General features: G+C 59.9%; 11 protein-coding genes. 3 read left to right on the forward strand and 8 right to left on the reverse strand.

From position 1 onward, the window contains the following. Nucleotides 1-252: 252 nt before the first annotated feature. From AC3IUA_RS16960 to AC3IUA_RS16970, 3 genes are read left to right on the forward strand one after another with little or no spacing between them, the layout of a single operon-like run. The gene (locus AC3IUA_RS16960; protein ID WP_489355576.1) at nucleotides 253-1,497 is read left to right on the forward strand and encodes an exonuclease SbcCD subunit D C-terminal domain-containing protein; all 1,245 of its coding nucleotides are present in this window, start codon (nucleotides 253-255) and stop codon (nucleotides 1,495-1,497) included. After that, nucleotides 1,494-5,135 (forward strand): AAA family ATPase, encoded by a 3,642-nt coding sequence (locus AC3IUA_RS16965; protein ID WP_489355578.1) that lies wholly within the window; start codon nucleotides 1,494-1,496, stop codon nucleotides 5,133-5,135. Before AC3IUA_RS16960 ends, AC3IUA_RS16965 begins: the two co-directional genes overlap by 4 nt. After that, nucleotides 5,132-5,734, forward strand: coding sequence for a glutathione S-transferase (locus tag AC3IUA_RS16970; protein ID WP_489355580.1), 603 nt, complete (start codon nucleotides 5,132-5,134; stop codon nucleotides 5,732-5,734). The genes AC3IUA_RS16965 and AC3IUA_RS16970 overlap by 4 nt, the downstream gene beginning before the upstream one ends. A gap of 75 nt (nucleotides 5,735-5,809) precedes the next feature. Here the strand turns inward: AC3IUA_RS16970 and AC3IUA_RS16975 are convergent, their stop codons facing one another. The 8 genes from AC3IUA_RS16975 to AC3IUA_RS17010 all read right to left on the reverse strand — a co-directional run bounded on the left by AC3IUA_RS16975 (nucleotide 5,810) and on the right by AC3IUA_RS17010 (nucleotide 12,261). Then, nucleotides 5,810-6,082 carry a hypothetical protein gene (locus tag AC3IUA_RS16975; protein ID WP_489355582.1) on the reverse strand — a complete coding sequence of 91 codons (273 nt, stop codon included), beginning with the start codon at nucleotides 6,080-6,082 and terminating at the stop codon, nucleotides 5,810-5,812. Next, nucleotides 6,079-6,291, reverse strand: coding sequence for a hypothetical protein (locus AC3IUA_RS16980; RefSeq protein ID WP_489355583.1), 213 nt, complete (start codon nucleotides 6,289-6,291; stop codon nucleotides 6,079-6,081). Before AC3IUA_RS16980 ends, AC3IUA_RS16975 begins: the two co-directional genes overlap by 4 nt. Before the next feature lie 115 nt (nucleotides 6,292-6,406). Further along, complete coding sequence (locus AC3IUA_RS16985) at nucleotides 6,407-6,532, reverse strand: hypothetical protein (protein ID WP_489355585.1); 126 nt, start codon at nucleotides 6,530-6,532, stop codon at nucleotides 6,407-6,409. A gap of 209 nt (nucleotides 6,533-6,741) precedes the next feature. After that, nucleotides 6,742-6,921, reverse strand: coding sequence for a hypothetical protein (locus tag AC3IUA_RS16990; RefSeq protein WP_489355586.1), 180 nt, complete (start codon nucleotides 6,919-6,921; stop codon nucleotides 6,742-6,744). A 157-nt stretch (nucleotides 6,922-7,078) separates the two neighbouring features. Then, nucleotides 7,079-8,254, reverse strand: coding sequence for a lactonase family protein (locus AC3IUA_RS16995; RefSeq protein ID WP_489355588.1), 1,176 nt, complete (start codon nucleotides 8,252-8,254; stop codon nucleotides 7,079-7,081). Then, nucleotides 8,241-8,537 carry a DUF5629 family protein gene (locus AC3IUA_RS17000; RefSeq protein ID WP_489355590.1) on the reverse strand — a complete coding sequence of 99 codons (297 nt, stop codon included), beginning with the start codon at nucleotides 8,535-8,537 and terminating at the stop codon, nucleotides 8,241-8,243. Before AC3IUA_RS17000 ends, AC3IUA_RS16995 begins: the two co-directional genes overlap by 14 nt. 275 nt (nucleotides 8,538-8,812) lie before the next feature. Next, the gene (locus tag AC3IUA_RS17005) at nucleotides 8,813-11,188 is read right to left on the reverse strand and encodes an efflux RND transporter permease subunit (RefSeq protein ID WP_489355592.1); all 2,376 of its coding nucleotides are present in this window, start codon (nucleotides 11,186-11,188) and stop codon (nucleotides 8,813-8,815) included. 17 nt (nucleotides 11,189-11,205) lie between these two features. Next, nucleotides 11,206-12,261, reverse strand: coding sequence for a WD40/YVTN/BNR-like repeat-containing protein (locus AC3IUA_RS17010; RefSeq protein ID WP_489355594.1), 1,056 nt, complete (start codon nucleotides 12,259-12,261; stop codon nucleotides 11,206-11,208). Between the last annotated feature and the right edge of the window lie 1,352 nt (nucleotides 12,262-13,613).

The raw sequence follows: 13,613 nt of genomic DNA on the forward strand, positions 1-13,613 counted from the left end.
TAGCAGCTGCCGAGCCTGCGAGGCTGCGTTCGGCTGCGAAGCAGTCGTAAATCCTGTGTCCACGGTCAACCTATAAAACCGTAGCGCCTGACTTTACGACCGCTTCGCGCTCGAACGCAGCCTTCGGCAGCTGCTACGGCTCGTGCGGATCCACATCAACCACCCTCTCTCGATTTTTTGCCAGTAAACTCTCTGCCCTTTCGCCGTTATCATTTCCCCCACGGTCATACCTTATTTTTAGCGGAGTACGTCTTGCGTCTGTTTCACACCTCCGACTGGCACCTTGGGCAGAACCTGCACGGCCAGGAACGCGATTTCGAACATGCCTGCTTCCTCGACTGGCTGCTGCGGCAACTGGCCCAGCACACGCCGGACGTGCTGCTGATCGCCGGCGATATCTTCGACACGGTCAACCCGTCGGTCAAAGCCCAGGAACGCCTTTACGACTTCATCGTCAGCGCCCACGAGCAGCAACCATTGCTGACCATCGTGATGATCGCCGGCAACCATGATTCCGGCTCGCGGATCGAGCTGCCTGCGCCCTTGATGCGACGTTTGCGCACCCACGCGCTCGGCCGTGTGCTCTGGCTCGATGACGGCCAGCTGGATGCCGAACGCTTGCTGATTCCGCTGCCCGACGCCAGTGGCGAAATCGCCGGCTGGTGCCTGGCGCTGCCGTTCCTGCGACCGGCCGAGGTCACTGGCGCGCAGTTGGGCGACGACTACCTGCGCGGTATCGGCCAGGTCCATGAATGGCTGATCGCCGCGGCCAACGCCAAGCGCCAGCCGGGTCAGGCGCTGATCGCCATCAGCCACGCGCACATGGCCGGCGGTTCGGTCTCGGAAGATTCCGAGCGCAGCCTGATCATCGGCAACGCCGAGGCGCTGCCCGCCAGCCTGTTCGGCCCGAGCATCAGTTATGTCGCCCTCGGCCATTTGCACAAGCCGCAGAAGGTCAACGGCGAGGAACGCATTCGCTACAGCGGCTCGCCGATTCCATTGTCGTTTTCCGAGATCGGTTACCAGCACCAGATTCTCGATATCGAACTCGATGGCGAAACCCTGCTCAGCGTCGAACCGCGGCTGGTCCCCCGCGCCGTCAACCTGCAACGCCTGGGCCCTGCACCGTTGGCTGAAGTCTTGAGCCAATTGGCCGACCTGCCGAATATCGACCTGCTGGCCGATATCCAGCGCCAACCCTGGCTGGAAGTCCGGGTGCGCCTCGACGAGCCACAACCGGACCTGCGCCAGCAAGTTGAGACCGCGCTGCACGGCAAAGCCGTGCGCCTGGTACGGATCGCTGCCGAATATGCTGGCAACGGCAGCCGCGAGGGTAGCGATGATGGCAAGCAGTTGATCGAACTGGACCAGCTGACTCCTCAGGAGCTGTTCAGCCGCGCCTGGCTGGAGAACTATGGCAGCGAGGTCGATGAACAGACCCTCAAGGACTTTGCCGTGCTGCTGCAAGACGTCCAGCTGGAGAGCGAACAGCCATGAAAATTCTCGCGATCCGCTTGAAAAATCTCGCATCCCTGGCCGGTCCGTTTGAACTCGACTTCACTGCCGAACCGCTGGCCAGTGCCGGCCTGTTCGCCATTACCGGGCCAACCGGTGCCGGTAAAAGTACCTTGCTCGATGCCTTGTGCCTGGCCTTGTTCGGCGCTGTGCCGCGACTGAACAACACCGGGCGCGATGCCAAGGTTCCGGACGCCGATGGCGAAATCGGCACCGGCGACCCCCGCACCCTGCTGCGTCGCGGCACCGGTGAAGGTTATGCGGAAGTGGATTTCGTCGGCATCGACGGCCGCCGCTATCGTGCCCGCTGGGAAGCCAATCGCGCCCGGGACAAGGCCGGCGGAAAACTGCAAGCCAGTCGCCAGAGCCTGCGAGACATCGATCAGGACCAACTGCTGGCCAGTCAGAAAGGCGAGTACAAGACCCAGCTCGAAGCGGCACTGGGCCTGAACTTCGAACAGTTCACCCGCGCCGTGATGCTGGCCCAGAGCGAGTTCAGCGCGTTCCTCAAGGCTGACGACAACGACCGCAGCGAACTGTTGGAAAAGCTCACCGACACGGCGCTCTACACCCGTCTCGGCCGCCGGGCCTTCGACAAGACCAAGGAAGCCCGGGAAGCCCACAAGCTGTTACAGGACCAGGCCACCGGCGTTACGCCGTTGTCAGCCGAATCCCGGGCCGAACTTGATGAGCGCTTCAACGAGGCCCAGCAGCAACTCAAGACCCAGCAGGCACAACTCAAACAGCTTGAGTTGCAGCACACCTGGCTCAAGGATTTGCGGCAGTTGCAGGAAGCGCAACAGAGCGCCGCCGAGCAACTGCACAGCGCACAACACCATTGGGACAGCCTGGCTGGCGAACGGTTGAAGCTGACCCGCCTGGAACAACTGGCTCCGCAACGGCACCAGTTCGCACGCAAAAGCGAGCTGACCGCCCAGCTCACGCCGCTGGAGGTGCATATTCAGCAGCACACTCAGCAACAACAGGAACAGCATGAGCGCCAGGCTCAACTCGAACAAATCCTGAGCAGCGCCAACACCTCGCTGACCGTGGCCCTGGGACAACACACCACCAGCGCCCCGCTGCTGCGGCAGGCCTTTGAAGAGCAAAGCGCCCTCGCTCGCCTGGTCAAGGACGCCAGCCTCAGTGCCGATCTCAAACAACAAGCGGAACTGGCCTGCACCCAAGGCCAGAACACGATTCAAGGCTTGCAAGACCTGCAAAGGCGGGTCGCTACAAATCTGGAGCGGATCGCCACGCAGCTTTCGCAAAGCACTCATCTGGCGCCCCTAAGCGATGCCTGGAACGCCTACCGTGATCGCCTGCAGCAGCTGGTACTGGTGGGTAACTGCTTGAACAAGGGCCAGGCCGAGTTGGCCACCCTGGAACAGAGCGCCAGCCGTGCCGCCGAGGAACTGGCCGCACAGCGCCAGAGTCTTGAAGTACTGTACAAAGAGGCCGGCGCCGAGCCCGAAGCGGTGACCGAGCAGATCCAGATACTCGGCAGCCTGCTGCAAGACAACCGTAAGCAGCAGCGGGCTTTCGAAGAGCTGACGCGCCTCTGGCTCAGTCAGCAGGAGCTGGACAAGCGCACCGCAGAACTCCAGCAACGGCAACAGGTCGCGCAACAAGAGCGTGATCGTCTGACCCAGGACGGCGTGAAGACCAAGGCCGAACTGGCCATCGCCGAACAGACCCTGACCGTCACCCGCGAACTGCTGGAGCGTCAGCGCCTGGCCCGCAGCGAAACCGTTGAAGAACTGCGCACCCAGTTGCAGGATGACCAACCGTGCCCGGTCTGTGGCAGCCTGGATCACCCTTATCATCAGCCCGAAGCGCTGCTGCAAAGCCTTGGCCGGCATGACGAAAGCGAACAGGCCAACGCACAGAAAGCGGTGGACCTGCTCAAGGAAAAACTCGCAGACCTGCGCGCTGAAGTCGGCGGTTTGATTGCGCAGCAAAAGGAACTGCTGCAACAGCAGGAACAACTTGTCGCCCAGCAACAGAGCCTGGCGCCAAGCCTTGCGGCACACCCGCTGTCGACGCAGCTACTGGCCCAGGACCAGGCCAGACGGGATACCTGGCTCATGCAACAAAGCAGCCAGCTGAACCAGCGCATCACTCAGGACGAACAACGGCAAGTCGCCCTGCTCACCCTGCAACAGGATGTCGCGCGGCTGCAGCAACAACTACGTAGCGCAGAAGCGGCGAGCCAGCAAGCATCCCAGCACCTGGCCCACCAGCAACATGAGTTGAGCCGTGATCGTCAGCATCTGGACCAAGAGCTGACGGCTTTCAGCACACTGCTCCCGGCCGACACGCTGGAGGCATTGCGCAACGAGCCTGCCGCCACCTTTATGCAGCTCGACCAGCAGATTGCCCAGCGTCTGGAACAACTCGACCAGCAGCGCGATGAACTCAACGAACAGCAACAGCGTCAGCAGACGTTGGAGAAAGAACAGGATCGCCAGCTGACCCGCGTCCAGCAATTGGAAGCTGCCCGGCAGCAGTTTACCGCCCTCGCCGAGCAGCAACAGACTTGCCAGCAAAAACTGACGCAGTTGTTGGGCGAGCACAACAGCGCCGAGCAGTGGCAGCAGCAACTGGATCAGGCCGTCGAACAAGCCCGCAACGCCGAAACCGCCGCCAATCAGGAGCTGCAAACCGTCCGCACGAGGCTGGTGCAATTGGCTGCCGAACTCAAGGCCCAGCAAGAACGCTTGCGGGCACTGGAAATCGAAGACCGCGAGCTGACCGGTAAGATCGCCGACTGGCGTGCAGTGCATCCGGAGCTGGACGACGGTGGCCTGGAAGACCTGCTGCGCGTCGAAGACCAGCAAGTCAGCGCACTGCGTCAACAGTTGCAGCAGAGAGAAAAGGCCATTGAACAAGCCAAAGTCTTGTTGCAGGAGCGGGACCAGCGCTTGCTCAATCACCAAGCGCAACACAATGGCAATTTGGACGCCGAGCTGCTCGCAACGCAGCTGGCTGATTTGCAAACACTGTTCACCGCCAATGAACACCGCTGCGCCGAACTGCGAGCCCAACAAGCCGAAGACCAACGCCGGCAGAACGCCAATCAGGCGCTGGCACAACGTATCGCCGAGGCCTATAGCGAATGGCAGCGTTGGGCGCGACTCAATGCCTTGATCGGCTCGGCCACCGGCGATACTTTCCGCAAGATCGCCCAGGCCTACAACCTTGACCTGCTGGTGCATCATGCCAACGCGCAATTGCGACAACTGGTACGTCGCTATCGGCTCAAACGCGGCGGCAGCATGCTGGGTCTCTTGGTGATGGACACGGAAATGGGTGACGAGCTGCGCTCGGTGCATTCGTTGTCCGGTGGCGAGACCTTCCTGGTTTCCCTGGCGCTCGCCCTGGGCCTGGCGTCGATGGCGTCCAGCACGCTGAAAATCGAATCACTGTTTATCGATGAAGGGTTCGGCAGCCTCGATCCGGAGTCGCTGCAACTGGCGATGGACGCCCTCGACGGCCTGCAGGCGCAGGGACGCAAGGTCGCGGTGATTTCCCACGTGCAGGAAATGCACGAGCGAATCCCGGTGCAGATCCAGGTCCGCCGCCTGGGCAATGGCCTGAGTACCCTGGAGGTGAAATGAGTACGGCGACCCTCTACTCCTTTCGCCGCTGCCCGTACGCCATGCGGGCGCGCATGGCCCTGCGCTATTGCGGGGTGGCCGTGAACATCGTCGAGGTCAGCCTGAAAGCCAAGCCGGCGCAAATGCTCGCGCTGTCGAGCAAAGGCACAGTGCCGGTGCTGAGCGTCGATGACCGGGTGATCGAGCAAAGCCTGGAGATCATGCACTGGGCGCTGGAACAGAACGACCCGCAGGACTGGATGCTCAAGGACGACCCGGTGGCTCAACAAGCGAGCGCCGCGTTGATCGAAGAGAACGATCAGCTGTTCAAGGTCTATCTGGATCGTTACAAGTACGCTGATCGTTATCCGCAGCAGCCGATGGAGCATTACCGTGGGCAAGGCGCCGTTTTTTTACAGAAGCTCGATGGCCTGTTGCAGCAACATGAGTATCTGGTGGCTGATCACCTGAGCCTGGCGGACATCGCCCTGGCGCCGTTTGTACGCCAGTTCGCCCATGTCGACCGGGAGTGGTTCGCAGAAACGCCGTATCGGCATCTGCAGGCGTGGTTGCAGCGGTTTCTGGAGTCGGAGTTGTTTATCGGCGTGATGGCCAAGTAGTCAGGATTTGCGGGGTACGCTTAACTGTGGCGAGGGAGCTTGCTCCCTCGCCACAGTTAGCTTCGAACTTCATCCTCAAACCACCCCCCACCCGGCAAACTCTCTGCACATCTGCAACGCCGAGCAATCCACCTTGAACGGCCCCAAAAACGCCGCCGTGGATTTGATCGGCGGAGTACCGACCAGCAACTCCAGGGCCTTGGCGGTCTGGATGTTGTGGGCGATGCTGTGATTGCACTGGATGGCCCGTGCCAGCGAACCCGCCGAGCCCTGCCCCAACCCCAGCAATGAAAAGCCATTGGTCAAGAACGCCATGAAGGCGACAACCCAGAGTTTGCCTCCTTTCATATCACCGCCACCGCCTCGGCTCGCGCCTGTTCAGCGGAGAGGCTCTGCGCGCGATATTCGGACTGAATGCCTGGGTGAGCGACGTGAATCGGCGGTTCGATAGAGTGCTGAATCTGGCCAGACAGCGTGACCACAAGGATCAAAACCGCATACACCGCAAGGGCGATATAAGCGCCGTGCCTGGCAGAAGTAAGAAGTTTGCTGGCCATGGGATTCTCCGTGGGCATGTTTCAGTGCCCACAGGATCAATCAAATAGCGAAGTATGAAAAACGACCTTCATGCATAGTCACTATCACCTTTGTTGATCCTGAATCCGCTGTGTTTCAGTCCTGCAGCAAGCTCATCAAGCGCTCGCGCGCAGCTTCCGGCTCGCCTGGAACAGGTTGTTCAGTCGACAGGATGGGGGTGGAATAAAGGAACAGGAATACCACTGCCAGACGCATGATCATGCTGCCGCTCCCTTGGAGAGATGGAGTCAATAAATTAGCGTCAAATTTAAGCACATGGCCATATGGCATTACCAAGGGAATTTGTCCAGCTGAGTGGATACTGTCGCAAAAGGCTTATGCAGGAGCGACATCACTCTGTCCCCGCCGACGAACATAATCGCCAGTCAGAGCAGTGACTTCGCTCCTGCATAAGTTCTTTTGCGCAGTTTTCAGTGTTGGATCTTGTGATCCAGTGCAGCGTAGAAGTTGGCGCTTTGTTGCAGGTACTTCTGGGTGTAGGTATGAGTGCTGGATCTTTTCTCGCAGATGGATACGTTGGCACTGGCTGGCAGAGCCACGGTTGCCGAGATAGCGGAAGCAGCGATGACGGAGAAGATGTTGAAGTTCATGGCGGTAACCCTCGTGGATTCAGTTGGCTTGCTTGCCCGTGCGGGCCGTGAAGCAAACTTACGCCGGAGGGTTGGCGCGCCGAAATACTTTGTAACAGTAGCGAATATCAGCGTCATTGATAGAACTACACAGGCCCCGGGGTTCGGATCCTGCGGCTTATTGACGCACCAAGAACCTGATATCGCTGGGGGAATCGAATGGCAGTTTTTGTACGGTTTTGCCTAACAAACCGCTCTTGGCATCGCGCTCCAGCACAACGATCTGGTTGCTTTTCTGGTTGCCGATCAACAGGAACCTGCCACTCGGATCAAGGCTGAATTCCCGCGGATGATCGCCTTCCACCGAGCGCCGCTGGATTTCCTTGAGCTCACCGGTCGCAGGATCAATGGCAAACACCAGCAACTGATTGGCGGTGCCACGGTTGCTGACATAGAGGAACTTGCCGTCCGCCGAAGCATGCAGCGCACCAGCGGCCTTCTGTTCCTTGGGTTGGTCGGCGGCCAGTTCGACTATTTGCCGCTGCACCAGCTTGCCGGCCTGGTAAACGAATACCGCGACCTGCGCGCTCATTTCCAGGGTCAGCCAGGCATGCTTGCCATCTGCGCTGAACAGCAGATGTCGCGGCCCGCTGCCCGGTGGCAACTGCACCGAGGCCGGGGTGGCGGCAGTCAATGGTTGCTCTGGATTGGTCTTGGGATCGTAGCGGTAGACAAAGATCCTGTCCGCCCCCAGGTCGCTGGAAAACACATACTGGCCATCCGGCGATGACACCGTGGAATGCACATGCGCCGACATCTGCCGCTCGGGATTGACCCGACTGGACGGATGACTGCTGAGCTGCACCGGCGGCGCCAGCTTGCCATCGGCCGCCACTGGCAATACCGCGAGGCTACCGCCCGGGTCTGGCGCCACCGAGTAGTTACTGACGAACAGGTAGCGACCGTCAGCGCTCAGGCTCGAATGGGTTGGCTCATTGCCAAGGGACTGGACCTGATTGATCAGGCTCAGCGTCTGGTTCTGCGGATCAATCGTAAAACTGCTGACACGGCCGACCGGGTCAGGCTGGCCGGGACCGTTCTCGTTGACCACGAACAGCTGTCGTTGATCCCTGGACAGGGTCAACCAGGACGGGTTGGCGCTCTTCACCACCTGCAAGGGTTTGCCATCGAGCTGACCGGTGCGGCTGTCGAACTGCAAGCGATAGAGCCCCTGACTCTGCCCCTGGGTATAGGAGCCGACCAGCAGCTCATGGCTATCCACTGCGACGGCCTGCACCGACATCGCACTCACACTGCCGGCCAACAGCAACGGCCAGAAATTACGCATCCTCATGCTCGTCGTCCGCTTCGTCACCGCCACCGAATGCGCTCATGCACACCAGCCGGTGTTCACCGGAATCACCGGTGATGGTCCAGTTTTGCAGCGTCTCATCGAAAGTCGCGGCCTGCACCTGAGCCATGCTGAAAACCCAGCGCTTGGCCGCCCGACCGTCCATGCATTCGATATGCAGTTGATCCTCTTCATCGAGAGAGAAATCAAAGGCGTGCAGCCCGTCGATTTCCAGCATGTCGCAGGTTTCGAGGACGGTGAGCAAGGTGTCGGCAGCGGCAGTCATGGCGTTCAATCATCAAGTGGAAAGTCGCAATGATAGCCCATCATCGAACTTCAGACTCCGCACTAATCGCCGAGCACAAGACCACAAGATCAAAAGATCAAAAGATCAAAAGATCGCAGCCTGCGGCAGCTCCTACGCCGACCGCGTACAGGTGTACACAAATCCCCCTGTAGGAGCTGCCGCAGGCTGCGATCTTTTCGGCGCCCCCCAAGATTCCAGGCGAGCACAAAAAAGCCGCAACCCAAAAGTTGCGGCTTTGTTGTTTCAGCTAACCCTTAGTGGGCAAACAACGAACTACCCTTCTGCCCGGCCAGTTTCTCCGGTTTGATCAGGAACCGCGCCAGCGCCGGCAGCAGCCACAACGCGCCGAACATGTTCCACAGCAGCATGAAGGTCAGCATCAGGCCCATGTCGGCCTGGAACTTGATCGCCGAAAAGATCCAGGTCGCCACGCCGATGGCCAGGCACAGGCCGGTGAACAGCACCGCCTTACCAGTGGATTTCAGCGTCTGGTAATAGGCCTCTTGCAGCGGCAGACCGGCACGCAGGAAGCTTTCGAGGCGGCTGTAGATGTAAATGCCATAGTCGACACCGATCCCCACCCCCAGCGCCACCACTGGCAAGGTCGCGACTTTCACGCCGATGCCCATGAAGGCCATCAGGGCGTTGCCGAGCACCGACGTCAGCACCAGCGGCAGGACAATGCACAGGGTTGCCGCCCAGGAACGGAAGGTGATCATGCACATGGTCGCAACGCAGATGTATACCAGGATCAGGATGATCAGCTCCGACTCCCTGATCACTTCGTTGGTGGCCGCTTCGATCCCGGCGTTACCCGCGGCAAGGATGAATTCCAGGCCGTCCTTGTTGTTCTCCCTGGCAAACTCCTGCACCGCATGCACCGCGCGATCAAGGGTTGCGGCCTTGTGGTCATTGAGGAACACCAGCACCGGTGCCAGCGAGCAATTGTTGTTGTACAGGCCATCAGCGCGAGCAATGGAGTTGTTCAGCACATCCGGGTTGCGCGACAGGGTTTCCCATTTCAGATTGCCTTCGTTCATACCCTTGATCATCTGCTTGGAGACGGTCACCAGGGAAATCGCCGACTGCACGCCTTCGGTGTTCTGCATCTTCCACATCAGCTCGTCGATCGGCGCCATCGCGGCATAACGCGAGCAGCCTTCCGAGACGGTCTTGACCATCACCACCAGCACATCGGAGCTGGTGGAATAGTTGCTGATGATGAAGTTGTTGTCCTTGTTGTAGCGCGAGTCGGGACGCAGTTCCGGCGCGCCTTGATCGAGATCGCCGATCTTCAGGTTCTGGCTGTACCAGAGGCCGCCACCAAAGGCCAGCAGCGCCAGGACAATCGACACGGGTGCGACTTTCGGGCTGGCGAAGTTCGACAGCAGGCGCCAGAACGGATGCTCGCGTACCGCATCTTTCTTGCTGCGCTCGATGGCGCGCTTGCTGATGCCGACATAGGAAATCGCTACCGGCAGCAGGATCAGGTTGGTGAACACGATCACAGCCACACCGATGGAAGCACCAATGGCCAGTTCACGGATCACCCCGATGTCGATGATCAGCAAGGTAATGAAGCCCACCGCATCCGCCAGAATCGCGATCATCCCCGGCAGGAACAGCTGCCGGAAGGTTCGACGCGCCGCGGTCAGGGCGTTGTCGGCCGCACCCGACTGCAAGGCGATACCGTTGATTTTCTGCACGCCGTGGGAAATACCGATGGCGAAGATCAGGAACGGCACCAGCATCGAATAGGGGTCCAGGCCGAAACCGATGGCATGCATCAGCCCAAGCTGCCAGACCACCGCTACCAGCGTGGTAATCAACACCGCGATGGTGCTGCGGATACACCAGGTGAACCAGTACAGCAGCACCAGGGTAATGACAAAGGCGATGCCGAAGAACATCACCACCATGATCAGTCCATCGATCAGGTCGCCGACTTTCTTGGCGAAACCGACGATGTGGATCTTGATGTTGGGGTTTTGCGCTTCGAACTTGTTGCGGATCTTGTCTTCAAGCTCGTGGGAAAACTTCTGGTAGTCCAGCGCTAGCAACTTGCCCTGGTCTTCAGGGTCCGGGTAGGACTCCAGCAACGGGATATCGACGATGCTCGACTTGAAGTCGTTGGCCACCAGCCGGCCGACCTGGCCGGATTTGAGCACGTTGTTGCGTAACAGGTCGAGACTGTCGGCCGAGCCGTTGTAGCTCTGGGGAATCACTTCTCCACCGGCGAAGCCTTCCTCGGTCACTTCGGTCCAGCGAACACTGGGGCTCCACAGCGACTTGAGGCCGGAACGGTCAACGCCGGAGATGTAGAACACCTCGTCGTTGATCTGCCGCAGGGTCTCCATGTATTCCTTGGAGAAAATGTCGCCATCGGTGGCTTCCACCGAGATCCGCACGGTGTTGCCGAGGTTGGCCAGGTCATTGCGGTGCTCGAGCATCTTCTCGATGAAGGGGTGCTCGAGCGGGATCATTTTTTCGAAGCTGGTGGACGGTTTGATCAGCGTGGCCTGCCAGAACAGGAACACACTGACCAGCAGGCAGATGACGATCACTGCCGGGCGGTTGTTGAAAATCAGGCGTTCGAGAAACGTCGCCTTGTCTGTTTGATGACTGCTCATGGAAATCCCCCGCCTTCTTATTGTTTGCCCAGCTCAGCGCCGGTTGGCGTGGTAGCGCGAACGCCGCCCTGTCCTACCAGAATCAAGTTGCCATTGCCCGCTGCCGTCACCGCCGATAAGGAAATGCGGTCGGGCCGATTGAATACGCTGAAGGTCAAACCGTTGTCGCTGCTGCGCACCACGCTGCCGCCGTTGCCGACAATGACCAGTGAGCCGTCGTCGAGCAGCGTCGCGCCAGACAGACCGAACTCCAGTGCGCCACGGGCAGCCTTGAGTTCAACCGGCTCCCAGGTAGTGCCGAAATCGGTGGAGCGAAACAGGTTGCCGCGCAAACCATAGGCCAGCAGCGTGCCTGGCTCGGCGGTGCCGATCACCCCGAACAGCGAACCCTGGTACGGGCCTTCGAGGCGTTCCCAGGTTTGCCCCCAATCGGCGGAACGGAACATGCTGCCCTGCTCGCCGACAATGAACAGACCGGAATCCTTGACCGCCGCGATGGCGTTGAGGTGGTACTGGTCTTCGTTGTCCAGGCGCTCGCTGGCGTCTTCCCAGTGCTTGCCGCCGTCGGTGGTTTCCAGGAGCGCGCCATAAGCGCCTACGGCAAAGCCGTTGCTGGCATCCTTGAACCAGACATCGAGCAACGGTGCTTCGCGGGTCAAATCTTCGTATTGCTTGGTCCAGGTGCTGCCGCCGTCTTCACTGGAGAGGATCTGCGCGTCATGCCCGACCGCCCAGCCATGCTTGGCGTCTACAAAAAACACCGCTGTCAGCAGCTGCCGGGTCGGTACTTTGGCCTGGGTCCAGGTCTTGCCCTGGTCATCGGAATAGAGAATATGACCGCGGTCTCCGACGGCCACCAGACGCGCGCCGGCCTTGACGACATCGAGCATCAGGCCTTTGGCGGACTTTGCTGATTCAATCGAATAAACAGTATCGACCACCGCCGTGGCAGCGGCCTGGACGGGCGTCGACAGCACGGCAACGCCCAACAGCGAGAGCGCTGTAGCCAGCAACGCGAATCTGCGTAACACCGGCGGGCGGCAAATACCCACACCCATGACAGGCTCACTCATAGACCTTCCCCCATTATTATTGTTAGGTCATTCAACCTTTCAGGGCGCCGTCCAGGGCAGTTCGTTCTGAATTGCCGTTTCGGATCGTTGTCCTGAAACCTGCAATCTAGAGCCCCTTCGGAAGCTGGCCTATCCTATCCAGCTTTGGAAAGCCCTGACAATCAATACGACGTTATCTTTTGTTAACCCGGGGCTTGAGAGTAGTGCCTGAATGGCCAGGTATTCGGCGACATGATGAATAAAGGCTACTAAATGGCGCCCCCCCCGTAGGAGCTGCCGCAGGCTGCGATCTTTTAATCTTCGCGGTGGTCGTGTCCGCAGAAAAGATCGCAGGCTTCGCCAGCTCCTACGCCAACCGAGTCCACCCGCGATGTCGGGGATATACGCAATCCCCCCCGTAGGAGCTGCCGCAGGCTGCGATCTTTTGATCTTCGCGGTGATCGTGTCCGCAAAAAAGATCGCAGGCTGCGCCAGCTCCTACGCCAACCGAGTCCACCCGCGATGTCGGGGATATACGCAATCCCTCGTAGGAGCTGCCGCAGGCTGCGATCTTTTGATCTTCGCGGTGATCGTGTCCGCAGAAAAGATCGCAGGCTGCGCCAGCTCCTACGCCAACCGAGTCCACCCGCGATGTCGGGGATATACGCAACCCCCTCGTAGGAGCTGCCGCAGGCTGCGATCTTTTGATCTTCGCGGTGGTCGTATCCGCAGAAAAGATCGCAGGCTGCGCCAGCTCCTACGCCAACCGAGTCCACCCGCGATGTCGGGGATATACGCAACCCCCTCGTAGGAGCTGGCGCAGGCTGCGATCTTTTGATCTTCGCGGTGGTCGTGTCCGCAGAAAAGATCGCAGGCTGCGCCAGCTCCTACGCCAACCGAGTCCACCCGCACTATCGTGGGTGTCCGCAATCCCCCGTAGGAGCTGGCGCAGGCTGCGATCTTTTGATCTTCGCGGTAGTCGTATCCGCAGAAAAGATCGCAGGCTGCGCCAGCTCCTACGCCAACCGAGTCCACCCGCGATGTCGGGGATATACGCAATCCCCCCCGTAGGAGCTGCCGCAGGCTGCGATCTTTTGATCTTCGCGGTAGTCGTGTCCGCAGAAAAGATCGCAGGCTGCGCCAGCTCCTACGCCAACCGAGTCCACCCGCGATGTCGGGGATATACGCAACCCCCTCGTAGGAGCTGCCGCAGGCTGCGATCTTTTGATCTTCGCGGTGGTCGTATCCGCAGAAAAGATCGCAGGCTGCGCCAGCTCCTACGCCAACCGAGTCCACCCGCGATGTCGGGGATATACGCAACCCCCTCGTAGGAGCTGCCGCAGGCTGCGATCTTTTAATCTTCGCGGTGATCG

The organism is Pseudomonas sp. KH_050 (assembly GCF_057838875.1).